Source organism: Candidatus Neomarinimicrobiota bacterium (genome assembly GCA_021157965.1).
In the GTDB taxonomy this organism is placed as follows: domain Bacteria; phylum Fidelibacterota; class Fidelibacteria; order Fidelibacterales; family Fidelibacteraceae; genus Fidelibacter.
Window position 1 is genome coordinate 296,112 of the sequence record JAGGVO010000041.1, and the last position, 26,155, is coordinate 322,266.

A 26,155-nucleotide genomic window follows, 5' to 3' on the forward strand; every position below is an offset into this window, starting at 1 on the left:
TATTTATGCGCATTGCATTTTTACTTAAAGGAGTCCTGTTGTTTTTTCCCATACTGGGAATGGCCGGTGATTATCTGTGGCCCACGGATGCCACACGACTTCTCAGCGGGACATTTGGTGAAACCCGGAGCGGACATTTTCATTCGGGGATTGATATTAAAACCTGGGCACGGGACGGATATGAGTGCTATGCCCCCGATGACGGGTATATAGAGCGTGTGATCGTGAGTCCGGGAGGATATGGCAAAGCCCTGTATATCCGCCTGAAAGATAACCGGGTTGCTGTGTTGGCTCATCTGGATTCCTTTCATGGCCGTATTGCCTCCCGGGTCCAAAGTGAACAACTTTCTACGAAAAAAGCCTTTCTGGATCTGGTTCTGAATCCCGGTGAATATCCTGTCCGGAAAGGGGATATTGTTGCCTGTTCCGGTCATTCGGGAACGGTTATCCCTCATATCCATTTTGAAATCAGGGATTCGTCCAATTATCCCATCAATCCTCTCCTGAATGGTTTTCCCATTGAAGATGACGTGGCGCCGGAACCGGTGGAAATTGCATTTATCCCCCTGAGCCCGGGAGCCCGTGTAAACGGTTCTGCGGAAGGAATGATTTTCCCCCTGGCACCGGATAAGGGAAATATATACACGGTGAATGATACAGTATATCTTCAAGGGACCTTCGGCCTCGGTTTAAAAACCTGGGATAGGGGGAATTATCCCCATAACAAAAACGGGGTATATTCCATCAGTCTCTACTTAGACGGTAAAAATCTTTTTGAAAGCCGTTTTGACAAACTGATCTGGGATCAGACCCACTGGATGTATGAGGACCGGAATTACCGCCTGTTCTATGAAGGGAATGGCGTATTTTATCGTTTATTTACTTTTGAAAGTACTGAAGAACTCTCCTTTTACCACAGTGAAAACGGGGGATACCTGACCGTGGAAGATGGAGTTCACACCTGCGTTATCCAGGTCCGGGATGCCAACGGAAACCGTTCAGGTGTGAAAATCATACTGAAAGGTTCTGAAACCCCGGAGAATCCCTGCAGTGTTGAAAAGCAGGAGGATATATACATCGTTTCCGTGGACTCAAGCTATCATCAACGTTATCCGGGTGCCGAACTCCTGATTGAACGGTATAATCCCTACGGCCATAAAGAAGCACAAGTCAGCAAGACCCTTGGTTCTCTGTTAAATGGAATCCTGAAAATTAAAGCAGAGAAAGATAACTGCGCCCTGCTCCTCCGGGTTATCCCAAAACACGGACCGGTTCCACCTCCCCTCCTGAAACATTTCTACGACCCGGAAAGATATCCGAAAGCAGCAATCCGGGTCATACCCCGTCATTTTTCCGCCGGTGTCCTTTTTGAAATTGAATCCAGCATGGTTTTGCCCCCTTCATTACTTTTATCTTTGGAAGGAGAGGCCTGCACACCGCTGGACTGGGAGGTGGTTTCGGCTAACCGTGCCCGGACAGCTTTGATTCCACCGGAAGAATTTGAAACATATCACAAGCTAAATGTTTATGATTATCACAGGAATGCATGGGAAATGGTTTGGAATATTTCCCCCCATGTTGTAAAGACGGCTGAAAAAGTTTCATTCCGGTCTGAAGATGAACGCTTCGGTGTGGTGATTCCGGAAAGGACTTTTTTTCGGGATGTGGTTTTCTGGATCCGTGAAGAGGAAAAGGGAGATGACCCACAAGGAGGAGAAATTGTTTCGAAGATCTATTCTCTTCACCCGATGGACCAGCCTTTAAATGGCGTCCTGGAAATTGCTCTCAGGAGTGATCCGACCTATCCTTATCATGATCAAACCGGTTTATACCGGGCAAAAGGCGAGGGAAAGTGGTCTCTTGTCCGGAAAGATCCCGAGCCGGAAAAAGACTATTACCGGACTTGCACGCAGTCATGTGGAACCTATGCTCTTATAAGGGATTTGGAGCCGCCGGTTTTTGATGAAATTTTTCCGGGAGACGGGGGATATTATTATTTGAAGGATTTGAAAAAGGCCTGGATTAAAGTATCGGATAATTTGAGCGGTATAGATGCCGAGAATCTGGTGGTAACCATAAACGGAACCTGGATGATATACTACTACAATGCGCCCACGCAGGTAGTCTCAGTTGAAATGCCCCGACAATTGCCGGAAGGTGAGCATATCCTTCAATGGATCATCCGGGATAATGCGGGGCATGAGCAGAAAAAAATCATTAAATTTCACATTATGGAATAATAAAATACAGGATCGGTTGTATGAAAGAGAAGTATGATGACGAGTTAATCCGGGCGGCTTGTGAAGTGCGGGTAAAGGCACATGCGCCGTACTCCCGTTTTCATGTGGGGGCAGCCCTTGAAGGGAAGGATGGGAAAATTTACACCGGAGTCAACATAGAGAGTAGTTCTTATGGACTCTCCGTGTGTGCCGAGCGGAATGCCGTAGCCCGGGCAGTAGCCGATGGAGAGAAATCCTTCCGTCGCCTGGTTGTGGCAAGTCCCGGCGGTGTGAGTCCCTGCGGTGCCTGTAGGCAGGTCCTTTGGGATATCTGCGGTGATATGGATGTGATTATGGTTGATGAATCAGGAACGGTGACCCGGCGGATGAAAACATCAGAACTTCTGCCGGCAGCCTTTGACGAGAAGAAGTTGAAACATGGATGATGCAAAGTGTGTCGTCATCGGTCTGGCGGGGGGCAGTGGATCAGGTAAGACATCCGTAGCCAAAGCGCTGGCCCGGGATTTTAAGGACAAGGGGGCCATTGTCATTGAACAGGACTGGTATTACCGGAATATCCCGGAGGATTCCCGGATTAAAGTGTCAGACTGGAATTTTGATCATCCCGATTCTGTGGAATTTTCGTTGCTCATAGACCAGCTTAAATCCCTTAGAAAAGGCGAGCCTGTCGATGTGCCCCAGTATGATTATAAAACTCATTCCAGAATGGAGAAAACCCGCCGTATTTATCCTCAGCCGGTGATTATTCTGGAAGGCATTCTTATACTGGACAATCCTGAATTGCGATCCCTTCTGGATATCAAAATCTACGTGGATACAGATGCGGATGTGCGCTTTATACGCCGCTTGCAGAGGGATATCCACGAACGGGGAAGAAACGTGGAAAACGTAATTACCCAGTATTATAAAACGGTCCGCCCCATGCATGAGACATTTGTTGAACAGAGTAAAAAGTACGCGGATATCATTATCCCCCAGGGGGCGGAAAATTATGTGGCAATAGATGTGTTGAAAACGAAAATAAAATGGTTATTAAGGGAAGCTCATGGTCGGTGACTGGTATCCTCACAAAGGCGGCTGGATCGAAGTGATCTGCGGCAGTATGTTCAGTGGTAAGACAGAAGAGTTAATCCGGCGTCTTCGTCGGGCACAAATTGCCAAACAAAAGGTTGTGGTATTCAAACCCCGGATCGATAATCGCTATGATGACGAAAATATTGTCAGTCATAGCCAGTTGCAATTGCCCAGTATTGTTATCGACAAACCGGAAGACATCCTTCAGCATGCCATTTTTGCCCAGGTTATCGGTATTGATGAGGTTCAGTTTTTAAGTACGGATATAGTGGATATTGTGCAAAAACTCGCCGACAGCGGGAAACGGGTGATTATTGCCGGGCTGGATAAAGATTACCGGGGCCGTCCCTTTCCTCCCATGCCTGAACTCCTGGCTCTGGCGGAATATATTACCAAACCTCTGGCGATCTGCATGCGGTGCGGGTCTCCTGCAAATTATACACAACGGTTGACCCGTTCAGACAAATTGGTTGAAGTGGGGGCCGATGAGATTTATGAAGCCCGGTGCCGCCACTGTTTTGAACCACCGAAAGACGAAGAATAGGAATTTTTTGAAAAAGGACCTCTTATGAAACTAATCAGTCTACTTGGAATGTTAATCCTGCTTTTTATTGCCTGGCTTATGTCCTACGAACGGAAAAAAATCCAAATCCGGACAGTCATTTGGGGCATGGGCCTGCAATTGCTTTTTGCCGTGATTATTCTTCAAAAAGGCATGTTCAGCTTTATGGGAATGGGAGTTCTGGCCTTTCTTATTATCCTGTTTCAGTTTAGGGAAGAACTTGTAATACCTCAAAAACGGGGGCTGGCGATTCTGAAAGGGATCAGTTGGACACTTATCCCCGGAATTGCGTGGTTTTTTGTTTATAAAATTGCCGATGGTGCCCTGGTTTTGTTGCTATTGCTGTTGGGAATCATCCTTTTCAAAAGACTGAAAAACATTTCCTTTTCCAGAGCCCTTTCCCGTCTTTTTACCGTTGCACTTTTTACCCTCCCCATAAGTCGGGGATATGACGGGGAATTGATTTTTCAGTCCTTCAGTGATAAAGTAGCCGCATTTCTCAATATGTCCAACTATGGCGCTGCATTTCTTTTCGGGAATTTGGTTGAAGCAAAATATTTTTTTCCGGTTGTAGATACCTGGCCCGGATTCGGGTATCAGTTTGCATTTAAGGTGCTTCCCACAATTATCTTTTTTGCGGGATTTATGAGCATTCTCTATCATCTGGGGATTATGCAAAAGGTGATTGTGGCCATGGCTCGTTTTATGCAATGGACTATGGGGACATCCGGGGCTGAAACCCTCAGTTGTTCGGCTAATATTTTTGTGGGGCAAACGGAAGCCCCCCTTTTGATCAAACCCTTCATTAAGGATATGACAAACAGCGAGCTTTTAACCATTATGGTCGGCGGTTTTGCCACCATTGCCGGCGGCGTGTTGGCAGGCTATATTGCCATGGGGATTAATGCCGGACACCTGATTGCCGCCAGCGTTATGTCTGCTCCGGCGGCTCTTGTGATAGGTAAAATTATCTTTCCCGAAACACAGGAATCCAAGACCGCCGGGAAGGTGGAAATGCCGGAAATGCCCCGGAATGCCAATGTAATAGATGCCGCCGCATCGGGAATTACCGACGGATTGAAATTGGCAGTGAATGTAGGCGCCATGCTCCTGGGATTTATCGCTTTAATTGCTGTTATTGATGTCTTTTTAAACTGGCTGGACATGCTTATTGACGGAAGACTCCTGGGAGGTGCCATCTATGAGTATACCGCCAAAACCATTTCATCACCCATCACAAAAGAATATGCCGGTATTTTCCCCGGCTCCCTGAAAACACTCTTCGGAAATCTTTTAAGACCTCTTGCCTTTGTCATGGGTGTCCCCTGGGAAGAAGCTTACCTTGTGGGAAACCTGCTGGGTATTAAGCTTTCACTGAATGAATTTGTTGCTTATGGTAACCTGGGGACCTATATCCATGCAAATGTTTTAAGTGAAAGAGCTCAGATAATTTCTACCTATGCTTTATGCGGGTTTGCCAATTTCTCTTCCATTGCCATACAATTGGGAGGTATAAGCGCTCTTGCACCAGACCGGCGGGCCGATCTTTCCAGAGTAGCTCTGAAGGCCATGTTCGGCGGCGCACTGGCAAGCTGGACAACGGCAACACTTGCGGGAATACTTATTTGAGAGTTAAATAATCAATTTTATTGCCATCATCAAAATTGCAACAGCAAGAATCGCTTTGATAATTGTCTCACCGCCTTTGACCTGAATTTTTGCGCCCCACCAGGCGCCGATAGCATTTCCGATGCCCAGAATCAGGCCATATAGCCAGTGAATATTTCCTGACAATGAAAAAATAATGATGGAAGGGATAGTATAAATGGCGACGATGAACATTTTGTGCATGTTAACATAGACAAGGTTCAATTTTAACACGTGATACAAAACAGCCATAAGTAAAAATCCTACGCCAACCTGGATGAAACCGCCATAAAACCCGATAAAAAAGAGTCCGACCATTCCGGCAAAACGGTGTTGAGGATGGGGAGATGTTCGTTCATGTGATATTTTTCCCCGGGGAATGATCATGGTGATGACAATGCCTACCATAATGATGGCCAGAAGCCGTTCAAACCACACATCCGATATTTGGATAGAGAGAAAAGAGCCCAGGATGGCACCGGGCAGGGTGGCTGCAGAGAGTTTGAGACTTTCACGGGTATGATGCACGGCCTGATTCCGGAAGGATTTTACGGCAAAAATATTCTGAAACAGAATGCCTACTCTGTTTGTCCCGTTGGCAAGGGTGCTGTCCAGCCCGAGAAAAATCAGGGCCGGCAGGGTGATGGTCGATCCTCCCCCGGCGTTGACATTGATGAAACCTGCGGCAAGGCCGGTGATGGCAAGAAGTATGATTTTAAGTGTTTCTTCCATAGAGTGCAGAGTGTCTTGCTAAGTGTTTTGTAATGTTCTGAGAGGTTTATAAAAGAGAGCAAAGCCTCCGGTTACGGCAGCCAGAACCCCGATATATGCAAAAAGATCACGGACAGGGATGTATTCAGTAGCAAGTCCCGTTAACGCGGTGGATACAGCTGTCAGCCCAACGACGGAAATGGCGATAAGACTGAAAAATCGTCCCTGCAGGGAATGGGGGACTCTTTTCTGAATAATGGTGGTCCTGCCCACAATGACTAAGGGGATGAAGAGAGCATGGAAGAAAATAATAGCCCAGAGCAGAGGAATGGTCGATGCCCATTTCACCGGGATGTACGTTAGTCCGTCCATAATGATACCGGTAATGAGCATGATTCCCAGGGGGATTTTACGTCCCCATCTCATGAGAAAGAGGGAAGTGACAATCATCCCGACAGACAGGAAAGTTTCACACAGCGCCCAGTCGGAAGCGCTGCCATTAAAAACTTCCCGGACCAGGATAGCCATACCCACAACGGCCGGACCCATAATGAACAGATTATCCACCACGGTGATAATTAACAACCAGATTAAGACAGGGTCGTTTTTTAGGGTCTCCAGGATATCTGTCAATGTCCGCATATCCAGGGATTGAATCTGGATATCCTTTTCCCGGGCCGGATGTTTCATCAAAAATCCCGTGATAAAAGCGAAAAGAAAGAGGATTCCAATCAAAATAAATACCCGGACGGCTCCCACCAGATCTATCAGGTAACCGGCAAGGACCGGTCCCGCGATAAAGGCGATTTGTATGGTTATCTGGACAATGGTGTTGCCACGGATGAGCTTGGATTCGGGAAGATAGAGAGGGATGAGTGAATCACGGGACGGGTTGTAAAAAGCCGCCACGCTGGTCAGGATAAAAGCAATCATTCCCATCACGCGGATGGACAGGCTGTCCAGACTGTGTAACAAGGGTATCAGCAGAACAATCCCGGCCTCCAAGAGGCAGACCCATCGGATAATGCTCACTTTACTCTTTCCGTCTGCAAAGATGCCGGCGGGAAGGCTGAAAAAGAGGTAAGGCATATAAACGGCAGATGCCAGAAGGCCCGTCGTCTGTTTTGATCCGCTGATGTCCAACACAGTCCAAATGAGGGAAACCTGAAAAAGAGCATGGGATACCTGAAAAAGGAAGAGATTTCCTGTCAGAGCCAAAAAAGAATTCCCATCGTTTGTTTTTTTCATAAACATGTGCGAATTTAAATGACTTTTCAGGTGATAAAAAATGTAAAGCGGAGGGTAAATGCGAAAAAAAATCATGATTGCTCACAGTCCGGATTCTGATGATGCCTTTATGTTCTATGCTTTTGCCGCCGGTAAGATTGACACCCGGGGCTATATATTTGATCATTATCTCAACGATATTCAGTCCCTGAATGACGATGCGGAAACCGGTCGTTTTGAAATATCCGCCATATCCATACATGCCTTTCCGTATATTGCCGACAAGTATGCCTTGATGACCTGTGGCGCCAGCATGGGGGATAATTATGGCCCCATGATTGTCACACGTGAACCTATGGATCCTGATGCTCTTTCTAAGGCAACCGTTGCAGTCCCGGGGTTGAAAACATCGGCATACCTGGCCCTGAAGCTTTGGAATCCCCACATTAAAACGGTGGTTATGCCTTTTGACAGGATCATGGAGGTTGTTGAAAAGGGAGAGATAGAGGCAGGGCTTATTATCCATGAAGGACAACTTACCTGGAAAGACCGGGGGTTATATTCGGTGATCAATCTTGGGGAATGGTGGTACAATCTGACTGACGGACTTCCCCTGCCATTGGGGGGGAATGTGGTCCGCAGAGACCTTGGGGATAAGACGATGCACGAATTAAATAATATTCTTCGTGAGGCCATACGATATGCGATTGAACATAAGGATGAGGCGCTCACTTATGCTATGAAATATGCCGGTGAAATGGATGCACAGCGTGCCGGTGAATTTGTCTCTATGTATGTCAACGATTTGACCATTGACTACGGGAAAAGGGGACGGGAGGCTATCCGGCGCTTTCTGTCCATGGCTTCTGAACGGGGACTGGTTCCTGAAGTGCCGGTTGAACTTATGATGGTTCCGTAATCTACGGGAGAGGATTGGCAGGAAAAGTGAATAATAGCAAGAACGCGTTTCACCATCACTTTCTCATCCTCTCCATCCCTTCCAGGGAATGGTACATGTGATCCCGTTCATCCAGGCCGATCCGGCGAAATAGATCTGCCATGGATTTCTGTTTTGGATAGAATTCAAAATACTCACTCTCAATCTGTTCATTCTCCCATTCGGGATGTTCCTGAACAATTTTCATGTATTCATGTTCTGCATGGGATTCAAAAGCGGCATTCATCCGAAAGCTCCATTTTGGGTTCATCCACCACATAATGCGTGTCAGATAATAGTAGGCCCCGGTTATAATCCGGGGAAGAAAGACTTTTTTTAACCATCCCAGATGGAGTTTTTTCTGTTTCATTATATCCTGAATCAGCATCAGATGCCACTGTTCAATATCCTGGGATTCCCTGCCAAGACTGATCAGGTACAAGGCTATATCAGATTCATGTCGTTTAGCCCAGCGTGAGTGGGTATGGGATTTTGTGACAATTTTATATCCGCCCCTTTCCCAGGCCCAATAGGGATACCGGGCCAACACTTCAATAATCATGAATTTTGGAAGGGTCCGCTTAAAACCGTACAAAAGATTCATCATCAGATACATGGATTTTAAAATCAGGTTTGCCTTAAGAACGGGTGTTTCCAGTGTTTTCTTTTGCTCGACCTTTAAATCCACTACTTTACCCATGGTATATTCGTAACCGGACATGACCAGCCCCCTTGTTTTGTTATTTATGATTGAATAAAATTAGATGAATTTTTATCAGGCTTCAAAGGGGAAAGAATTTTAATTGGTTTTATATTCGGAATATTTTTTCGGGACATGAATATGTGTAACTTATGTTATCAGAAATATAAATTAGGATTCCATACCATGATTAATTCTCTCCGTATAAAAATGTTGTTGGGTGCTGTCTCTTTTTTGTTCATTCTGGGAATTCTTTTTTACTCCCAGAAAAACGTCCACGAATTACGGCATGAAGCAAAGGATGTTCTTCTGTTTTATACAGAATTATATGCCCGCATTGCCAGTGAGGAGAATTTTACCGATTTCAGTTTTTTATTTGACGAGATTTTAACGCGTATTTCATTTCCGATTATTGTCACAGGTCGTCAAAATCATGAAATCAGTGCCTGGAAGAATGTCCCCGGCATTCCCGATACGACACGCATGTCCCCGGCTGTTCACAGAACCCTCATCGAGAGAGTCAACATAATGGATCGCTATACGGAACCAGTGCCCCTTACATACGATACCCTGGTTGTAGGTTATATACATTACGGGGACAGTTCCACTATTCGTCGATTGAAATGGATGCCCTATATCGAACTGGGTGGAGCCATTCTGCTGATTTTTGTCGGCTTTATGGTCTTTCAGTATATCCGGAGCAGTGAGAAGAAATTCATCTGGGTCGGTATGGCCAAGGAGACGGCTCACCAATTGGGTACTCCAATTAGTTCGCTGATGGGATGGCTCACATTAGCCCGGGAGACATTCAGGGCCCATCACGAGATTTTTGATGAAATGGATGTGGATATCCACAGACTTGAAAAAGTCTCAAACCGGTTTTCACAAATTGGTTCACGGGGTCAGCAAAAGCTGATTGATTTGCAGAATGTGATGAATCATGTAAAACAGTATATGGAAAGACGTATCCCCCAAAAAAACAAACAGCTGAAAATAACATTCCATGTTGAAACAAATCGGAAAATCCGGGGGAACCGTGATCTGATTGAATGGGGAATGGAAAACCTGATTAAAAATGGCGTGGATGCCATTGGTGACAATGCCGGGCAGATTGAAGTGCGTGTTATGGAGCAAAACGGGAAGAAAATTATCATTGATGTAAGTGATACCGGAAAAGGAATTCCTGAATCTCTCTGGAAAACTATTTTTAAGCCGGGATATAGCACGAAAAAAAGAGGGTGGGGACTTGGTCTTTCACTGACGAAAAGGATTTTTGAAGAATATCATCGTGGGCGGATATATGTTTTACGGTCAAAAGAAGGGGAGGGGACAACCATTAGAGTGGTGATGAGTTCTGAGTGATGAATTCACGCTTTGAATAAAGAGTCCGGTTTTGGGTTGATATTTTTATTTCGGCGGATGGAAGTGGATCCAAGAGTTTATGTCAAAAGGAAAATTTGTTCTGAATAAATGAAGAAAAAATTCTTGTTTAATAATTAGTTATTTGGTAAAATGACCAACCAATTATAGGAGGAAAGATGCGCGAAGACGAAAAAAGATTATACGAGGCCAAGGCAAAGATTTTAAAAGCTTTGGCTCATCCCTCCCGTTTATACATGGCGGAAAAGTTGTTAAAGGGGGAAAAATGTGTGTGTGAATTTGTCCGGGAGATCGGTGCCGATATATCCACGATTTCCAAACATCTGTCTATTCTGAAAGAGGCTGGTATTGTAAAGGATGAGAAACGGGGGAAACAAGTATTTTATCATCTGAAAACACCCTGTATTCTCCAATTTACAGAATGTGCTTTGAATATTATTGAATCCAATCTGGAAGAGGGGTCTAAAATGATTTCTCACGCTGAATCAGAGAAGGAGAATTGAAGTGATTTGGAAACGAGAATGGAAACCTTTGCTTTGGATAGTTTCTGTCTTTCCGGCTCTATATTATCTGCCTGTTGGACATCCCCGTTTTAACAATGCAGTTCTCGAGGCGCTTGAATTGGTAAAATGGTATACACGTGAACATGTATTGCTCTGTCTGATTCCGGCCTTTTTTATTGCAGGTGGCATTTCTATGTTTATCAGTCAGGGTGCGGTTATGAAATATCTGGGTTCCCAGGCCAAAAAAGTTGTGGCCTATGGTGTAGCATCCGTATCCGGAACCGTATTGGCTGTTTGTTCCTGTACCGTTCTGCCTCTTTTTTCAGGGATTTACCGGATGGGAGCCGGACTGGGACCGGCAACGGCGTTTCTTTATTCAGGGCCGGCTATTAATGTGTTGGCTATTATTCTGACAGCCCGTGTGTTAGGGCTTGAAATGGGTATAGCCAGGGCAGTGGGTGCAATTGTTTTCAGTATTGTTATCGGACTCCTGATGCATGTGATTTTCAGGAAGGAGGAGAAAAACGGGGTTTCCACGGAGATGGCTATTCCCGAAAAGGGTAATTCCAGAAGCGGAATTCAGAATATTCTCTTTTTTATTTCTCTTATTGGAATCCTTGTCTTTGCCAATTGGGGTGCTTCGACTGAAAACACTGGAATGTGGGCAGTTATTTTTCAGGCCAAATGGATTGTCACGGCTCTTTTTTCTTCCGGACTTGCTGTTATCCTGGTTCTCTGGTTTGGCTTGGTGTGGTGGAAGGTCGCCGTTACTGCCGTCTCTGTTATTTTATTAGCTCTGTTATATCCCGGTCAACCGGCGCTGGTTTTTGCTGCCGGTGTGGTGGGACTCTCGGCATTTACCAGCACGGATAAAGGTGAAACCTCAGACTGGTTTGGGGCATCCTGGGAATTTGCAAAGCAAATTCTGCCGCTGCTCTTATTAGGTGTTCTGATTGCCGGAGCCTTGCTGGGCCGTCCCGGCCATGAAGGACTCATTCCTTCTGCGTTGGTGGAAGGTGCTGTCGGCGGTAATTCTCTGTGGGCTAATTTCTTTGCCTCCTTTGCCGGAGCGTTTATGTATTTTGCCACTTTGACGGAAGTTCCCATTCTCCAGGGACTCATAGGCGCAGGAATGGGAAAAGGTCCTGCACTGGCTCTGCTTTTGGCCGGGCCTGCTTTAAGTCTGCCTAATATGCTGGTTATCCGGAGTGTGCTTGGGACGAAAAAAACTTTGGTTTTTGTTCTGCTGGTTATTGTAATGGCTACCATCAGCGGAATGATTTTCGGAAGCTTGTAAAGAAAGAGATGCAATATCTTACATTCCTTTCAAAAATTGGAGACTGATTGATGGAACCACATGAGCGAAAAATGAGCAATATCTTCGAGCGCTATTTGACGCTTTGGGTTGGACTCTGTATACTCGCTGGTATTCTTCTTGGAAAAATTGCCCCCGGCCCGGCTAAATCTCTGGATGGAATGTCTGTTTATGTGGGAAATGCCCCCGTGGTTTCCATTCCAATTGCTATTTGTCTTTTTTTTATGATGTATCCCATCATGGTTAAAATTGATTTTTCTGAGGTTGTGCAAGCCGGAAAAAGTGGCAAACCTGTCCTTTTAACTCTCTTCATTAACTGGGCAATTAAACCTTTTACCATGTATGCAATTGCTTATTTGTTTTTAGGTATATTGTTTCGCTCTTTTATTGGTGTGGATGCAACGGATCTGGTCAAAATGCCTTTTGGTTTACATCTTCCGGTTGGTACATCCCATGGGGCAGGCACTGTGGTACTGCATGAAGGCGTAAAAATGCTGAAAATACCCCTCTGGCGCAGTTATCTTGCAGGAACTATTCTCCTCGGTGTTGCACCTTGCACGGCTATGGTTTTGGTTTGGAGCTTTCTTGCAAGAGGAAATGATGGACTGACTCTGGTAATGGTTGCCATAAACTCATTAACCATGTTGGTGCTATATGGTGTTTTGGGTGGTTTTCTCCTTGGCGTAGGCAAACTTCCGGTTCCATGGAAGGCGTTTCTTTTATCTATATTAATATATGTGGCGCTTCCTCTCGTAGCCGGTTATTTATCACGCAAGTGGATCATTAAAGCAAAAGGAGTACATTGGTTTGAGCAAAAGTTTCTTCATTACCTTACTCCGGTAACTATCATTTCTTTACTTGTGACACTGATTCTGCTTTTTAGTTTTAAAGGGGCTGTAATTGCAGCCAACCCCCTGACAATATTATGGATTGCCATCCCCTTATTTATTCAAACAAATTTGATATTCTGGTTAGGATATGGTCTGGCAAAAATCCTGAATTTTAATTACAGAGATGCTGCTCCCTCAGCTATAATAGGTGCTTCAAACCACTTTGAAGTCGCTCTTGCAACAGCAGTTATGCTTTTTGGATTGTCATCAGGTGCCGCACTTGCAACAGTTGTCGGAGTCTTAATCGAGGTGCCAGTCATGCTAATGCTGGTCCGCATCTGTTTGAAAACCCAATATTGGTTTACAGATATAAAGAAACGTATTGTTTAAACAAGAAAGTCTGAAAGAGGGAAACATTATGAAAATTATAATAATCGGCAAAGACAGCCCTATTCAAAGGCACCTGAAAAATAATGTTGAAGAAATTCTCCATGAATTGAAACTGACGTGTCAGATAGATATTATTCACACAATGGATGAAATTTTGAAAATTGAAGATAAACAAATTCTTTTGACTCCTGCGCTTATAGTCGATGATAAAATACTCTGCCAGGGACATATCTGGTCTAAGGAACAGATTCGTGATTTTGTGATCAAATTGTGTCCAAAGACAGAAAATAAAACGAATAATACATCATCAGATAAATATGCTAAATGGAAGGGCATTCCCAGAGAAAACATTACATGGCATCCTATGATTGATACGGACAAATGTACAGGATGCGGGATGTGTGTTACAAGTTGTAGCAGGGATGTGTTTGATTTTGATGTGAATCAAAATATTGCAGTAGTTGCAAGGCCTTTGCAATGCATGGTTGGATGTACATCATGTAAAGTATGGTGTTATTATGATGCAATTGAATTTCCAGATACTCGGATCGTCAAAAATTTTATTAAGCGGAACAAAATTTTATTAACTGCAAAAAAGGATCTTGAAAACAGAATAAAAAAAACAAAAATCTTGAAAGAAAGGGGAAGAATGAAAAAAATAAAAATTCTTGGTGGTGGATGCCCAAAATGTCACAAACTGGCTCAGCATGCTGAAGAAGCGGCCAAAGAATTAAATCTTGAACATCAAATTGAAAAAATCTCAGACTGGAAGGAATATCAAAAATACGGGGTAATGATGACACCGGCACTGGTGATTGATGAACAGTTGAAATCCTCCGGCCGGGTTTCTTCCGTTGAGGATATAAAAAAGTATCTTAAAGAATAATACGTGCCATTTGTATTTAAAGAATTTTTACTGTTTATTATAAAGGAGGAGAACCGATGAATAAAAAATCCCGCATTTTAATTATAATATCTGTCTGTGTTATTATAATAGGAATTATTTTTACGAAAATTTTGGGGACTTCCGGCACGACTGAAGCATCCGTCACAATACAAAATCAAGACAAAGGAATCCCTTCATTCATTGATTTAGGTTCTAAAAATTGTATTCCATGTAAAAAGATGGAACCCATACTTGAAGAACTCCGCACTGAATATGCGGGTAGAATGAATGTGATTTTTTATGATGTAAATGAATTTCCTGAAAAAGCACAGGAATATCGTATTCGTGTTATCCCTACACAAATTTTACTTGATTCCGAGGGGAAGGAACTCTTCAGACACGAAGGGTTTCTGGCAAAAAGTAATATTTTCCAAATCTGAAGTGACATGGGTTATACATTTTAAACCGGTGTAATAATCAAACTGTTGAAAGGTTTTATGGAAGGTTTTTTCAATACAATAACAAAGTTACTAAGTGGTTCATCAGGACTCTTTTTGACAATGGTAACTACATTTGTGTGGGGCGTAATGAGTCTTTTATTGAGTCCATGTCATTTGACGGCTGTACCTTTGGTTGCAGGATATGTTAACGGACAGGAAAAAATTTCGGTTTTTAAAGGATTTCAAATCAGCACCCTCTTTTCTATGGGTATGCTTTTAACGATTGTGTTAACAAGTGTCCTGACACTGGCGGCAGTAAGACTGGCGGGAGATACAGGACCTGTAACGACTTATATTTTTGCCTTTGCGTTTTTGCTGGCAGGACTTCTCTTTCTGGATGTTATTCAGTTCAACGGGTTTAAAGCTAAAATTCCGGATTTTTCAAGGTGGGGACTCTGGGGTGCACTGATCCTTGGAATTATGTTTGGTGTAGTTTTAGGGCCATGCACATTTGCTTTTTTGGCTCCCCTTTTTGGCGTGATCTTTAAGATGGGTCCAGAGAAGAGTGTTTTAGGCACGTCTTTGATTCTTTTATATAGTGCAGGACATGTTACTGTGATTATTATAGCCGGGACCCTTTCCGGGTGGGTCAGTGATTATCTGAACTGGAATCAGAAATCCAATACTATTGATAAAGTTCGAAAGGTTTGCGGTGTTTTAATTTTGATTGCCGGTTTTTATACATTGATTATAGCCTGAAATATTTCATAGGAGGGGATTATGAATAAGAAAAAATTGCTGGTTTTATGCACAGGCAACTCTTGTCGGAGCCAGATGGCTGAAGGATGGTTCAGATACTTGCGGGGGAATGAATTTGAAACCTGGTCCGCCGGTATAGAATCCCATGGACTCAATTCTCGGGCTGTAAAAGTGATGGCAGAAGCGGGTGTGGATATTTCCGGATACAGATCCAAGCTGACGGACGAGCTCAAGAGTATTGATTTTGATGTTGTGATTACGGTTTGTGATTCTGCACGTGAAAACTGTCCCTACTTTCCGGGAAATGTGAAACGCATTCATCAAAGTTTTGACGATCCGCCATATATAACGAAAGGATGGACCGATGAGGAATCTATTCTTGATGTATACCGGCGAGTACGGGATGAAATAAGAAAATTTGTTGAAACCTTTAATCTTAAAAAATCTAAACATCTTTACGTTTAAACATTTGGACATCAAAGAGCTTGAATTTTAAATCTTTAATAATTAATATAATCATTATGTAAGTGGAGGATCTATGGCTGATCAATCGCAAATCATCCTTGTAATGGTTGTTTATTTGTCTTTTTTAATTGGTTGGGGAATCTGGCAGGGGCGTAAGGTCAAATCTCAGAAGGATTATGCTATTGCAGGCCGCAATCTGTCAGGATGGGTTGCAGCTTTGAGTGAAAGAGCAACTGGAGAATCCTCCTGGGCTCTGTTGGGACTTCCGGGCTTTGCTTATGCGGCAGGACTTACCAGTGTCTGGACGGCTGTTGGATGTGTTACAGGTATTATTGTAGCCTGGTGGCTGATTGCATTCCGTTTGCAGGAAGAGGCGAAAAAATATGATGTAAATAGTTTTACTGAGTTTATTGCCAGGCGACATGGAGCAATGGAAAAGCCGATTCGTATAGTGAGCAGCTTTATGATTGTTTTTTTCTTTTTCTTTTATGTAGGAGCTCAATTTCTGGGTGGCGGGAAAACCCTGAATGCCATGTTTGGTATGGATCCGGCGCTGGGTATGCTCTTAACAGCCTGTATTATTGTTCCATATACCGTCTATGGCGGTTTTCGTTCAGTTGTTTATACGGATGTTATCCAGGCAATTGTCATGATTGTAACCCTTATATTGGGACCTCTTGCAGGATTACTCTATCTGAAAAATCATCCTGGCCTTTTTGCCGGAAGTTTACCGGAAGCACTCCGATTGGCCGGAAGTTCATACAGTTCAATAACAGGTGGTGTTTCTGGTTTTACTGCCGGTATTGCCATCATGGGTGGTTTTTCGTGGTTTTTTGGATATTTGGGCGGCCAACCCCAATTGAGCATGCGATTTATGGCCATCAAGGATAAAAAACAGGCGATTAAAGCCAGGAATGTGGGTGTTATCTGGACCGTGTTTGCATATTTAGGCGCCTTATGTATCGGCTGGATTGGCATTGCTATTTTTGGTCCACAGGGACTCTCAGATCCGGAAACAGTCATGCCAAAAGTGATGCTCACAGTTTTCCCACCGGCTTTTGCGGCCATCCTGATTACAGGTGCTATTGCTGCAATGATTTCCACTGCAGATTCGTTGCTCATTTTATCTGCAACAGAACTTTCCCAAAACATTCTGAAACAACAATCAAGGAAATCATTAGGTTATGCCAGATGTATAACAGCCATATTGGCTGTTGTTGCGCTTCTTTTAGCCTACATTACTCCGTCAAATCTTATTTATACACTTGTGGGATATGTCTGGGCCGGTATTGGTGGGACTTTTTCAGTCATCATTTTATTGACCCTTTTTTGGAAACGTTTTCATGGGATGGCCGTTGTTATAACGATTATCAGCGGCATGCTTTTTACAATTATCTGGATTAGTTCGGGAATGGAAAGCCGAATCACAGCCCGCTTTTTGACCTTTATCGTAGCATTGATTGTGGCAGTGGTCTCTACCCTTGTGTTAAATCGAAAGAAACGGCATGAGATCACAGCAGTATGATGGAAAGAATAAGTTAGATGGGAGATATCGCACTACTAATATATAAAATATAGCATAATCTTGCTTTTAATCTGGCGAAGGTCTATTTTATCCCCGGGGGCACATAAACATAAGTTTTTCACTATATAGAAGCTCTAAAAAATATTATTTCTTCTTAACATTGTTCTACCCAACCTCTTAACATCTATGCGTCTTAAACATCTAAACGTAGAAAACCGGTATTACCGGTTTTCATGTTGCGGAAGAGCCGGGATTTGAACCCGGGGTACGGTTTTGCCGTACACACGATTTCCAATCGTGCACCTTAAGCCAACTCGGTCACCCTTCCCAAAAAACCTACTAAATTAAAACTTTCAACAGTCAATGAAAACAAATAAAAAGACACTCAAAGATATTTGAAAAAGATGCTATTTCAGACTGAATTCGGATTCGAAGGAACGGACTTTTTGTAAGGTGAGGTGAATTTCGAATTCATCGGATGAAAGGATATACTCTTTGACACGTTTTTTTATATTTGCATCAAGTCCCGTTTCTGTAATCTTTTCATGAAGGGCTTCATATAGAACAATCATTTTTTTTGAATGGGTACAATAATATGCGTAATGACCGGAAACATGTCCGATAAAATGTTGAATTCCGGCTCCACAGAAGGGGCAATTTGGTAAAATAGGTGATGTCATAATGTTGACAAAATGTAAACAGGCAGAGTGATTTTTGCAAGATATACTTGAAATTCCAATTGTTTATCGCAATATATTATTAATGGTAAAGTAATTAATACACATGTTAAGTGACATTGTTTTATTTGGAACTCCGATTATAGTTGTTTTTCAAGATTACAATACAACATATCTTCAGAATAGGTTCAAAATAATTTTTTTGTTTAATATGAATATCACCGGGCCGGAAAGGCATTGAACTGACGATGGCATGATAGGGTATGGAATCAGTGCCCCGGTATCCGTTATAAAGTTTAAAAATAAGAAAAAAACAGTTTACAACCGGAATGAAATTTCGTATGTTTCTATAAATAGAAACATGGAGACAGATATGCAATCACCTGTTGAATTTGCCAATGTTCTTGCCGGAATCACGGACCCCGTCCTCATGCGGAAATTCATCCGGGAGATTCTGACACCGAAGGAAATCGATGATTTTGCTCTTCGATGGCAACTTGTCAAGGAACTGTACAGGGGTGATACGCAACGGACTATCGCCACCAGGCACCATATAAGTCTGTGCAAAATCACACGGGGATCAAAAATCCTCAAAAAGAAAAATTCAGTAACACGAAGCATCCTTGACAATTTGATGCACAACGAAGAGGAAAAAAAAACATGAGCAGATCATTTTCACAATTACCGGATACACGAGGCTACTTTGGGGAATACGGCGGTTCCTATGTTCCCCCCCAGCTTGAATCCATTTTACAGGAAATTACGGATGCCTATGAAAAAATCCGTGAAGACGAGTCTTTTCATCAGGAACTGGCGCATCTGTACAAGCATTATGTAGGCAGGCCCAGTCCCATTTTCCATGCGAAAACCCTTTCTGAAAAGTACGGGGGTGCCCAGATTTATTTCAAACGGGAAGATTTGAACCACACCGGTGCTCATAAAATCAATCATTGTCTTGGAGAGGTTCTTCTGGCGAAGAGAATGGGCAAGAAAAAGGTCATCGCAGAAACGGGTGCAGGGCAGCATGGTGTAGCCCTGGCGACTGCCGCGGCGTTGCTTGATATGCCCTGTGATGTGTACATGGGCGATATTGATATGGAAAAAGAACACCCCAATGTAACGCGGATGAAAATTCTGGGAACGAGGGTTGTGCCGGTCACCCGGGGAACCCGAACCCTGAAAGATGCCGTGGATGCTGCATTTGAAGCCTATCTTGAGGATCCGGACAATATTTTTTACGCCATCGGGTCTGTGGTGGGGCCCCATCCCTTTCCCATGATGGTCCGTGATTTTCAAAGCGTGGTTGGACGGGAAGCACGCGGTCAGTTTCTGGAAATGACAGGAAAACTTCCGGACGACCTTATTGCCTGTGTAGGCGGCGGTTCCAATGCCATGGGACTCTTTAATGCTTTTCTGGAAGATAAAGGGGTGGGTATGTATGGTGTGGAACCTTCAGGCCTGAGCCTTAATGAAGGAGAACATGCCGCGACTCTCACACTGGGTAAACCGGGCGTGATGCACGGTTTTAAATCCTACATACTTCAGGATGAGAAAGGCAATCCCCTGAGAGTATACTCCGTTGCCAGTGGTCTTGATTATCCCTCTGTTGGTCCACAGCATAGTTTCCTGAAGGATATAAAACGGGTTGAATACGTTACGGTGAATGATAAAGAGGCAATTGATGCTTTCTTTGAGCTTTCCCGGGTTGAGGGACTCATTCCCGCCCTTGAAAGCGCCCATGCCGTGGCTTTTGCCATGAAACTGGCTTCAACACTCCCCAAAACGGCAAAGTTGCTTGTGAATCTTTCCGGACGGGGAGATAAGGATATAGAATTTGTCGTTAATAAATACGGCAAAGATTATGGTTTATAAATAAACCCCGACCAACGATGTATCCAACCTTCCAAAAAAACGGGAAGATTTCTTCCCGTTTTTTATTGTTCAGGCATTATTTTTCATGGGTTTATTCAAACAAACAGCGGGAGCCGGTTAATCCTTCATAGTTTTCTATGAGAATATCCGGCAAGCCCTGCAGTAACTCATCTTTATCACGGATATGGCTGACGGCGACGGATCGATATCCCCAGTGATGGGCACTGTGAATATCATGAAGGGTGTCTCCCACTACAACGATATTTCCGGGGTGATATGATTTTCCATAGAATTTCGACGCTTTTTCAACCGCCTGCTTCAAAAGTTCAGGCCGGTCTTCCGAATCGTCTCCGAATCCACCCGTTTCAAAATAATGTTCCAGCCCAAAGCGGGAGAGTTTTACGTATGCCGTTTCTTTAAAATTTCCCGTTACAAGTCCCAGATTGATGTTGGCTTCCTCCCGTAATTTGTCAAGATATTCTCTGACTCCGGGAATTAAATAACCGTCGTCAGAGCGGGGAAAGAGTTCTTTCATAAGGCGGATAAAGTGTTCCTTGATGTGATGATATTCACCGTCTGCCGGTGTTGTCAGATGTTGCCGGAGCATTTCTCGGATAATGTATGTGTCCGTTCGTCCAAAGAAAATGTTTTTCGGAAACTCAACAGTTTTCCCGATAACCGTTCCGATGGATTCGGCAAAAACGGCCGAAGGGGTTTTTCCGGCGTGAATCAACGTTCCGTCGATATCAAACAAGATAAGCTTATGTGTCAAAACGGACTCCCGATATCACACCCTTTTCCACTTTTTCTGCCACATCCTTTCCCATGAGCCGTTTGATAAGAGTCAGGGCAAATGCCATTGCCGCACCGGCACTTCGCCCGGTAATCATCCGGTCACTGGTTACCACGGCTTTGTCTTCAACGGTTGAATCCTGTAAGTATTCTTTCTGCATGGGATGAATGGTGATGGTGTGTCCCTTTGTAATGCCGGCTTTTTCAAGTACCCGAGGTGCGGCGCATATAGCCCCTGTTTCTTTTCCTGCCCGATTATGTTTTTGCACCATCGAAAGGATTCTCGTGTCGGCCAGGAGGTTTTCAACACCTTTTCCGCCTCCGGGAAGGACAATCAAATCCCATGATTTGTTCAACACATCATCCAACAGAACATCCGTTTCAAGACGAATATCATGTCCTCCCGTAACATGTCTTTCATGAAGTCCCGCACTCACCACAACGGCTCCTGCCCTGCGAAGCATATCAATGATGGTAACGGCTTCAATTTCCTCAAATCCTTCTGCCAGGGGGACCAGTACTCTGATATCACCCATTGTATATCCCTCCGTGGATGCGTTATTTCATTGGTTTCAATTTGTAAAAAAGATAATGGAATTGTAAACTATTCACAAGTTTTGACTCTAAAAACCGGAAAATTCCATAAGGAGATAACCATGAGACACGGATTTAAAAGCGGAATTTTATTAATATTAATATTATTATTTATGGCAAGTGTTCTTCATGCCGCCGAGCCTACTGTTTCTGAAATCAATGCCCGGGAATGGGGGATTTGGTCTCTTATTCCGCCTTTGACAGCCATTATTCTGGCCTTTGTGACCCGGAATGTGATTGTATCTCTGTTCCTCGGAATTTATTCCGGCGCATATATGCTTCTTTTAAACACCGATAACGCATTTCATGCCATCTGGAAGGGCTTTATCCGGGTTACCTATGAAATGCAGGCCAGTCTGGCTTCTTCATGGAATGCGGGGATTATTCTGCAAACGCTGGCAATCGGCGGACTCATTGGTGTTATTTCCCGGATCGGCGGGGCCAAAGCTATTGCAGAAGCCCTTTCTAAAAAGGCGAAATCGCCCCGTACCGCCCAATTTTATACCTGGTGTATGGGACTCTTTATCTTTTTTGATGATTATGCTAATGCCTTAACGGTTGGACCGATCATGCGGCCGGTGACAGACCGGATGAAAATTTCACGGGAAAAACTGGCCTTTGTGATTGACGCCACCGCCGCACCTATTGCAGGTATTGCTCTTATATCCACCTGGATCGGATACGAGCTGGGACTTATCAATGATGGGTTTACAAGTATCGGCTTGGATGCCAATGCCTATGGTATGTTTATCAGGACCATTCCTTACCGTTTTTACAATATATTTATCCTCATTTTTATTCTTGTAGGGATATGGCTTTTGAGAGAATTCGGTCCTATGTACAAAGCGGAAAAACGAGCCCGTCAAACAGGGCATGTCCATGGTGAAAATGCCCAGCCCATGGTGGATACGGATGCCAGATCCGTTCAGCCTAAAAAAGGAATTAAGCTTCAGGCTTCCAGTGCCGTTATCCCTATTCTCATTCTGATTGTGGGTGCCTTTCTGGGGCTTTATTATGATGGTTACCGGTCTATTGTTACCGGAACAGATACGGCATTGGCTGAACAGGTACTCAGCGCACCTCTCTCTTTCTTTGCCTTTCGGGAAGCTTTCAGTGCGTCCAATGCAAGTCTCGTCCTGTTTCAGGCAGCTTTACTGGCAGGGATTGTGGCGATTGCCATGGGGGTGAAACGAAAGATTTTTGGATGGATCGAAGCTATCAATGCCTGGATCAGCGGTGCAAAGGCTTTGGTAATCACTGTCGTGATTCTTATCCTGGCCTGGTCCCTCAGTGGCATTGTGAATGAACTGGGAACCGCCGTATATCTGGTTTCTGTCCTCTCTGATGCCGTTCCCGCCTTTTTACTCTCATCCATTATCTTTATTCTCGGGGCTTCCATCTCCTTTGCCACAGGCACATCTTATGGAACCATGGGAATTCTCATGCCTCTGGCCATCCCCCTGGCTTATGCCATGGACCCGTCCCGGGGATTTCTGGCAATGAATATCGGTGCAGTTCTTACCGGTGCCATTTTCGGTGATCACTGTTCACCCATTTCTGATACAACCATCTTATCCTCCATGGGTTCTGCCTGTGATCATATCGATCATACCCGGACACAATTAGGGTATGCCGTCCCCGTTGCCCTGATTACTATCTTTTTTGGATATATACCTGCCGGTCTGGGAGTCCCTGCATGGTTAACCCTTATTGCAGGAACCGGAGTTGTTTTTGCCGTTGTGAGAATATTCGGTAAAAAAGTTTAAACCGGGTTTAAAAAATCCAATTCCAAATTTTGCTGATCAGTACCCAGATAATTTTGGCTCCCCAGACAACAATCCCCACAAAAATGCCAAGGAAAATCAAGGCGATTTTAAAGATCCAGTGAACGATAAGCAGGGCAATATCTGCAAGAATGGTGATACCCGTTAGATTTAATAATCCCAGAAGACCCAGGGCAATGGCCATGACAATCAAAGTTATCAGCCCACCAAAAATGATTCTTAGCAAAGCCTGTGGAATCGCTGTTTTAAACTTCTTGCTGATGGATGCAGCAATTCCCATTGCTTCTGTGCCCAGAAAGATAAAGAGAAAAACCTGAGCCCAGGCATGGTAGGTATGGAGAAAATTTTCCGGCTGGTTAATAAAAGAAGCATAACTGAAAACCGGATTGATATGCTTAAACCATCCATAGACGATAAAACTCCCGAAAAAGAGAGCAAGCAGTCCAGCAATTCGAACACCGGCAGTATAATGATCTTTTATTTTTTCACTGACGGCACCAAAAGCCGTATTGACCTTCTCCCGTATTTCATAGACGTCTATACTTGAGGCCTTTTTCAGCTGGCGATAGGCCCGGGTTGTCCAGAGCAAACGGCCGGCTCTCACGCCGGATTTCCAGTCTTTGAAAGCCACTTCGTAAATGGGACTCAACCCGGGAATCACGGTATACTCACTTCCTGTAAAGGCCATCATGTATTCTTTACCCCGAAAGGTATAGGTCAGCTCCCAGGTGTCAATGCAGTCAATATCGAGCCTTTGAAATTGGATTACATGACTTTCTGAACTTTTTTGACGGGATTCAGTAATGAGTTTATCGATAAATGAATTCAGATGGTGACCTTCAGGGAGGACTCCCGGTTTAATCAAATCCTCTGTTTGTGAGACCACATTGTAGGATTCATATTCCTGGTAATGATCCAGATATTCGGGAAACTGCTTGTAAACATTTTCATGGACAATACAGGTATTCTGATCGGTATGGTCCAGGGTTCGTTCCACATAGAAATAATACATCAGTTGTTTATGTCCCTGGCAGGTATAACAGGTAACAATACCTCTTCCTGCACACCGGGGACAGGTGATTTTTCCTGAACCGCCACACTGCCGGCATGTAACTTTTCCCGTACCCCTGCAAGTACTGCAGGTCAGGTGCCCCCGTCCTCCGCAGACTGAACATGTCTGACGGACTGTTTCATAGTATGTTTCAGTCCCCGGATAAGAATTGCCGTCAGAATCATAACGGGTAACGGTCCGTTGGCGGGAAACCTGCCGGGAGACCCTTCCGCTGCCGCCACAGTTGTTGCAGTTGTTCCAGCCTCTTCCGCTGCATGAAGAACAGCGGACCTTACCAGCACCTGTGCATGTTGGACATGTAACCTGTCGCAGTCCGTTGCATTGGGGACATGTTACAACCCCCCGGGCATGACAATGGAAACAATCCGCGACATATTGCGATCCCTGGACATAATACTTGGTGGTTTTATCGGTAAATTTCTGAATATCAGGCAGGGAAATATCCCAGGAATTAAATTCATTGAGTGCATGGATTTTTCGTTCCGGTATAGTCTGATTTGTATAGGGTTCATGCCCCTTGTCTTTTCTCCGTGCTTCATACTGGGTTAACAGGCGAATGGGATAGGCCGGCTTGTACAGGATACTCTCTACCGAAATCTGGTCCCCCAGCTTTTTATAAGGATGATTCGGGATGGTTTTTGCCCACGCATTGATACTTTTCCGGAGGGATTTCTCAAGGTCTTTATCCTGGCTGACATCCTGTTCGTAAATCATTTCCGTGTTCATGACTCATCCTCCTCAGCTTCCCCTTCTTCCATATCATCCTCAGGGTCTTCATCCGCTTCATCATCTTCTTCTTCTGAATCCGGAAAATCTTTTTCGGAAATTTGACTGTCTGTCTTATTTCTGGATTTTTTTCCACGTCCGAACCAGCGACGGGTGATGGTATCATTTTCAGGCTTTTCAGGATTTTCCATATCCGGTGGGACAAATAACGCCGTATATGTGAAAGGAATTACACTGATGATAAAAAAGACGGTAAATATGGGGAGAAGAATTGCCATGGCTTTTTCCGGACTGTCTGCCGTCATTTTAAAAAGCATCACGATCCGGAGCAGGAATTCCACAAACGATGAATAAGAAACGTTTTCCTCTTTTAACCAGGCCTGGGTCCTGGGACCGCTTTCCTGATAGGCTTCCCGGATCTTTTGAATGGAAAGCCCCTGAAAGGCTCTGAATAAGGAAGATGCTTCCGGATTTTCAAATATCAAGACCTTTTTAACGTCATCAGTCCGGGAATCAATTGTGAGATCGGCCAAAAGCTGAACCGGCAAAAAACATAAAAAAAGCATCAGAAAAAACACGGTAAATACCTGTGACCTGTTCCAACGAAAATTTTTCATAACATTCCTCACGGATTATGAAATGGTTGTCAGTAACAATTATTGTTTTATGTAAAATATAACAAGAGCAACGTGTAATACAAAAGATTACGTTTAGATGTTGAGACGTTGAGATGTTGAGACGTTTAGACGTTGAGACGTTGAGAGGTTGAGACGTTTAGACGTTGAGAGGTTTAGACGTTGAGAGGTTTGAAAAAGGGAAGGCGGGGAGGTTTTTCCTTGCTTAAATCATCGAAAAAGCAGATTTTCTCCTGGCTTGAGAGAAAACTCTTTAAACAGGAAATTATGTATGAAACGAATCGTTTTTTTTTCTGATTGTGTTGTCTGCGAATCTCTTCATCTCTTCATGTGGGGAACTTGACAGCAGTCTTGAGATGATCGAATCTGTCCGGAAGGAATTTGCGCCGGACAAACGGGTGGCGATATTCAA

General features: G+C 44.0%; 26 protein-coding genes and 1 tRNA gene. 18 read left to right on the forward strand and 9 right to left on the reverse strand.

Features of this window, described 5'->3' with window-relative positions; genetic code table 11:
• Positions 1 to 38 precede the first annotated feature (38 nt).
• From J7K63_06530 to J7K63_06550, 5 genes are read left to right on the forward strand one after another with little or no spacing between them, the layout of a single operon-like run.
• Positions 39 to 2,240, forward strand: a complete 2,202-nt coding sequence (locus J7K63_06530) for a M23 family metallopeptidase (protein MCD6234674.1) — start codon at positions 39 to 41, stop codon at positions 2,238 to 2,240.
• 20 nt (positions 2,241 to 2,260) lie between these two features.
• On the forward strand, positions 2,261 to 2,665 hold the full coding sequence (cdd, locus tag J7K63_06535; protein MCD6234675.1) for a cytidine deaminase: 405 nt from the start codon (positions 2,261 to 2,263) through the stop codon (positions 2,663 to 2,665).
• On the forward strand, positions 2,658 to 3,296 hold the full coding sequence (udk, locus tag J7K63_06540; protein MCD6234676.1) for a uridine kinase: 639 nt from the start codon (positions 2,658 to 2,660) through the stop codon (positions 3,294 to 3,296). The genes cdd and udk overlap by 8 nt, the downstream gene beginning before the upstream one ends.
• Positions 3,286 to 3,858: a thymidine kinase gene (locus J7K63_06545; protein ID MCD6234677.1), complete on the forward strand. Its 573-nt coding sequence runs from the start codon at positions 3,286 to 3,288 to the stop codon at positions 3,856 to 3,858. Before udk ends, J7K63_06545 begins: the two co-directional genes overlap by 11 nt.
• A gap of 24 nt (positions 3,859 to 3,882) precedes the next feature.
• Positions 3,883 to 5,505, forward strand: a complete 1,623-nt coding sequence (locus J7K63_06550) for a NupC/NupG family nucleoside CNT transporter (GenBank protein MCD6234678.1) — start codon at positions 3,883 to 3,885, stop codon at positions 5,503 to 5,505.
• A gap of 3 nt (positions 5,506 to 5,508) precedes the next feature.
• Here the strand turns inward: J7K63_06550 and J7K63_06555 are convergent, their stop codons facing one another.
• Positions 5,509 to 6,255 carry a sulfite exporter TauE/SafE family protein gene (locus J7K63_06555; protein ID MCD6234679.1) on the reverse strand — a complete coding sequence of 249 codons (747 nt, stop codon included), beginning with the start codon at positions 6,253 to 6,255 and terminating at the stop codon, positions 5,509 to 5,511.
• Between the two features lie 18 nt (positions 6,256 to 6,273).
• Positions 6,274 to 7,482: an MFS transporter gene (locus tag J7K63_06560; GenBank protein MCD6234680.1), complete on the reverse strand. Its 1,209-nt coding sequence runs from the start codon at positions 7,480 to 7,482 to the stop codon at positions 6,274 to 6,276.
• 58 nt (positions 7,483 to 7,540) lie between these two features.
• Here J7K63_06560 and J7K63_06565 point away from each other — a divergent pair, with 58 nt between their 5' ends.
• Positions 7,541 to 8,380 (forward strand): ABC transporter substrate-binding protein, encoded by an 840-nt coding sequence (locus tag J7K63_06565; GenBank protein MCD6234681.1) that lies wholly within the window; start codon positions 7,541 to 7,543, stop codon positions 8,378 to 8,380.
• A gap of 55 nt (positions 8,381 to 8,435) precedes the next feature.
• On the opposite strand, the gene J7K63_06570 is transcribed toward J7K63_06565, so the two are convergent.
• On the reverse strand, positions 8,436 to 9,119 hold the full coding sequence (locus J7K63_06570) for a hypothetical protein (protein MCD6234682.1): 684 nt from the start codon (positions 9,117 to 9,119) through the stop codon (positions 8,436 to 8,438).
• 165 nt (positions 9,120 to 9,284) lie between these two features.
• Between J7K63_06570 and J7K63_06575 the strand changes: the two genes are divergently transcribed.
• The 9 genes from J7K63_06575 to J7K63_06615 all read left to right on the forward strand — a co-directional run bounded on the left by J7K63_06575 (position 9,285) and on the right by J7K63_06615 (position 17,591).
• Positions 9,285 to 10,460, forward strand: a complete 1,176-nt coding sequence (locus J7K63_06575; protein MCD6234683.1) for a HAMP domain-containing histidine kinase — start codon at positions 9,285 to 9,287, stop codon at positions 10,458 to 10,460.
• Positions 10,461 to 10,636: 176 nt separating this feature from the next.
• The gene (locus J7K63_06580) at positions 10,637 to 10,981 is read left to right on the forward strand and encodes a winged helix-turn-helix transcriptional regulator (GenBank protein ID MCD6234684.1); all 345 of its coding nucleotides are present in this window, start codon (positions 10,637 to 10,639) and stop codon (positions 10,979 to 10,981) included.
• A 1-nt stretch (position 10,982) separates the two neighbouring features.
• Positions 10,983 to 12,278 (forward strand): permease, encoded by a 1,296-nt coding sequence (locus tag J7K63_06585; protein ID MCD6234685.1) that lies wholly within the window; start codon positions 10,983 to 10,985, stop codon positions 12,276 to 12,278.
• A 50-nt stretch (positions 12,279 to 12,328) separates the two neighbouring features.
• On the forward strand, positions 12,329 to 13,516 hold the full coding sequence (arsB, locus tag J7K63_06590; GenBank protein MCD6234686.1) for an ACR3 family arsenite efflux transporter: 1,188 nt from the start codon (positions 12,329 to 12,331) through the stop codon (positions 13,514 to 13,516).
• A 28-nt stretch (positions 13,517 to 13,544) separates the two neighbouring features.
• The gene (locus J7K63_06595; protein ID MCD6234687.1) at positions 13,545 to 14,402 is read left to right on the forward strand and encodes a thioredoxin family protein; all 858 of its coding nucleotides are present in this window, start codon (positions 13,545 to 13,547) and stop codon (positions 14,400 to 14,402) included.
• A gap of 56 nt (positions 14,403 to 14,458) precedes the next feature.
• Positions 14,459 to 14,842 (forward strand): thioredoxin family protein, encoded by a 384-nt coding sequence (locus J7K63_06600; GenBank protein ID MCD6234688.1) that lies wholly within the window; start codon positions 14,459 to 14,461, stop codon positions 14,840 to 14,842.
• Positions 14,843 to 14,962: 120 nt separating this feature from the next.
• Positions 14,963 to 15,601: a cytochrome C biogenesis protein gene (locus J7K63_06605; protein ID MCD6234689.1), complete on the forward strand. Its 639-nt coding sequence runs from the start codon at positions 14,963 to 14,965 to the stop codon at positions 15,599 to 15,601.
• Between the two features lie 21 nt (positions 15,602 to 15,622).
• Positions 15,623 to 16,066, forward strand: coding sequence for an arsenate reductase ArsC (locus J7K63_06610; GenBank protein ID MCD6234690.1), 444 nt, complete (start codon positions 15,623 to 15,625; stop codon positions 16,064 to 16,066).
• 73 nt (positions 16,067 to 16,139) lie between these two features.
• Complete coding sequence (locus J7K63_06615) at positions 16,140 to 17,591, forward strand: sodium/proline symporter (protein MCD6234691.1); 1,452 nt, start codon at positions 16,140 to 16,142, stop codon at positions 17,589 to 17,591.
• A 239-nt stretch (positions 17,592 to 17,830) separates the two neighbouring features.
• On the opposite strand, the gene J7K63_06620 is transcribed toward J7K63_06615, so the two are convergent.
• Positions 17,831 to 17,919 (reverse strand) — tRNA-Ser (locus tag J7K63_06620).
• 79 nt (positions 17,920 to 17,998) lie between these two features.
• Positions 17,999 to 18,163 (reverse strand): hypothetical protein, encoded by a 165-nt coding sequence (locus J7K63_06625; GenBank protein ID MCD6234692.1) that lies wholly within the window; start codon positions 18,161 to 18,163, stop codon positions 17,999 to 18,001.
• 478 nt (positions 18,164 to 18,641) lie between these two features.
• Between J7K63_06625 and J7K63_06630 the strand changes: the two genes are divergently transcribed.
• Positions 18,642 to 18,932: a transcriptional regulator gene (locus J7K63_06630; protein MCD6234693.1), complete on the forward strand. Its 291-nt coding sequence runs from the start codon at positions 18,642 to 18,644 to the stop codon at positions 18,930 to 18,932.
• Entirely contained in the window at positions 18,929 to 20,140 is a 1,212-nt protein-coding gene (gene trpB, locus J7K63_06635; protein ID MCD6234694.1) for a tryptophan synthase subunit beta, read from the forward strand. Before J7K63_06630 ends, trpB begins: the two co-directional genes overlap by 4 nt.
• A gap of 91 nt (positions 20,141 to 20,231) precedes the next feature.
• On the opposite strand, the gene J7K63_06640 is transcribed toward trpB, so the two are convergent.
• Together J7K63_06640 and J7K63_06645 are read right to left on the reverse strand one after the other, a co-directional pair.
• The gene (locus J7K63_06640) at positions 20,232 to 20,912 is read right to left on the reverse strand and encodes an HAD family hydrolase (GenBank protein ID MCD6234695.1); all 681 of its coding nucleotides are present in this window, start codon (positions 20,910 to 20,912) and stop codon (positions 20,232 to 20,234) included.
• A complete protein-coding gene (locus tag J7K63_06645; GenBank protein ID MCD6234696.1) occupies positions 20,902 to 21,468 on the reverse strand; it encodes a DJ-1/PfpI family protein in 567 nt (188 codons plus the stop codon). The genes J7K63_06640 and J7K63_06645 overlap by 11 nt, the downstream gene beginning before the upstream one ends.
• A gap of 120 nt (positions 21,469 to 21,588) precedes the next feature.
• On the opposite strand from J7K63_06645, the gene J7K63_06650 reads away from it, so the two are divergent.
• Complete coding sequence (locus J7K63_06650; protein ID MCD6234697.1) at positions 21,589 to 23,292, forward strand: Na+/H+ antiporter NhaC family protein; 1,704 nt, start codon at positions 21,589 to 21,591, stop codon at positions 23,290 to 23,292.
• 7 nt (positions 23,293 to 23,299) lie between these two features.
• On the opposite strand, the gene J7K63_06655 is transcribed toward J7K63_06650, so the two are convergent.
• Together J7K63_06655 and J7K63_06660 are read right to left on the reverse strand one after the other, a co-directional pair.
• On the reverse strand, positions 23,300 to 25,108 hold the full coding sequence (locus tag J7K63_06655) for a hypothetical protein (GenBank protein MCD6234698.1): 1,809 nt from the start codon (positions 25,106 to 25,108) through the stop codon (positions 23,300 to 23,302).
• Positions 25,105 to 25,725: a hypothetical protein gene (locus J7K63_06660; protein MCD6234699.1), complete on the reverse strand. Its 621-nt coding sequence runs from the start codon at positions 25,723 to 25,725 to the stop codon at positions 25,105 to 25,107. Before J7K63_06660 ends, J7K63_06655 begins: the two co-directional genes overlap by 4 nt.
• Positions 25,726 to 26,155 lie beyond the last annotated feature (430 nt).

Excerpts from the sequence above, each read along its gene's own strand:
- J7K63_06645 (MCD6234696.1), bottom strand. The coding sequence starts at position 21,468 with ATGGGTGATATCAGAGTACTGGTCCCCCTGGCAGAAGGATTTGAGGAA.
- J7K63_06595 (MCD6234687.1), top strand. The coding sequence starts at position 13,545 with ATGAAAATTATAATAATCGGCAAAGACAGCCCTATTCAAAGGCACCTG.
- udk (MCD6234676.1), top strand. The coding sequence starts at position 2,658 with ATGGATGATGCAAAGTGTGTCGTCATCGGTCTGGCGGGGGGCAGTGGA.
- J7K63_06630 (MCD6234693.1), top strand. The coding sequence starts at position 18,642 with ATGCAATCACCTGTTGAATTTGCCAATGTTCTTGCCGGAATCACGGAC.
- J7K63_06545 (MCD6234677.1), top strand. The coding sequence starts at position 3,286 with ATGGTCGGTGACTGGTATCCTCACAAAGGCGGCTGGATCGAAGTGATC.
- J7K63_06555 (MCD6234679.1), bottom strand. The coding sequence starts at position 6,255 with ATGGAAGAAACACTTAAAATCATACTTCTTGCCATCACCGGCCTTGCC.
- J7K63_06575 (MCD6234683.1), top strand. The coding sequence starts at position 9,285 with ATGATTAATTCTCTCCGTATAAAAATGTTGTTGGGTGCTGTCTCTTTT.
- J7K63_06580 (MCD6234684.1), top strand. The coding sequence starts at position 10,637 with ATGCGCGAAGACGAAAAAAGATTATACGAGGCCAAGGCAAAGATTTTA.
- J7K63_06600 (MCD6234688.1), top strand. The coding sequence starts at position 14,459 with ATGAATAAAAAATCCCGCATTTTAATTATAATATCTGTCTGTGTTATT.
- J7K63_06615 (MCD6234691.1), top strand. The coding sequence starts at position 16,140 with ATGGCTGATCAATCGCAAATCATCCTTGTAATGGTTGTTTATTTGTCT.
- trpB (MCD6234694.1), top strand. The coding sequence starts at position 18,929 with ATGAGCAGATCATTTTCACAATTACCGGATACACGAGGCTACTTTGGG.
- cdd (MCD6234675.1), top strand. The coding sequence starts at position 2,261 with ATGAAAGAGAAGTATGATGACGAGTTAATCCGGGCGGCTTGTGAAGTG.
- J7K63_06660 (MCD6234699.1), bottom strand. The coding sequence starts at position 25,725 with ATGAAAAATTTTCGTTGGAACAGGTCACAGGTATTTACCGTGTTTTTT.
- J7K63_06610 (MCD6234690.1), top strand. The coding sequence starts at position 15,623 with ATGAATAAGAAAAAATTGCTGGTTTTATGCACAGGCAACTCTTGTCGG.
- J7K63_06570 (MCD6234682.1), bottom strand. The coding sequence starts at position 9,119 with ATGTCCGGTTACGAATATACCATGGGTAAAGTAGTGGATTTAAAGGTC.
- J7K63_06650 (MCD6234697.1), top strand. The coding sequence starts at position 21,589 with ATGAGACACGGATTTAAAAGCGGAATTTTATTAATATTAATATTATTA.
- J7K63_06565 (MCD6234681.1), top strand. The coding sequence starts at position 7,541 with ATGCGAAAAAAAATCATGATTGCTCACAGTCCGGATTCTGATGATGCC.
- J7K63_06605 (MCD6234689.1), top strand. The coding sequence starts at position 14,963 with ATGGTAACTACATTTGTGTGGGGCGTAATGAGTCTTTTATTGAGTCCA.
- J7K63_06655 (MCD6234698.1), bottom strand. The coding sequence starts at position 25,108 with ATGAACACGGAAATGATTTACGAACAGGATGTCAGCCAGGATAAAGAC.
- arsB (MCD6234686.1), top strand. The coding sequence starts at position 12,329 with ATGGAACCACATGAGCGAAAAATGAGCAATATCTTCGAGCGCTATTTG.
- J7K63_06625 (MCD6234692.1), bottom strand. The coding sequence starts at position 18,163 with ATGATTGTTCTATATGAAGCCCTTCATGAAAAGATTACAGAAACGGGA.
- J7K63_06560 (MCD6234680.1), bottom strand. The coding sequence starts at position 7,482 with ATGAAAAAAACAAACGATGGGAATTCTTTTTTGGCTCTGACAGGAAAT.
- J7K63_06550 (MCD6234678.1), top strand. The coding sequence starts at position 3,883 with ATGAAACTAATCAGTCTACTTGGAATGTTAATCCTGCTTTTTATTGCC.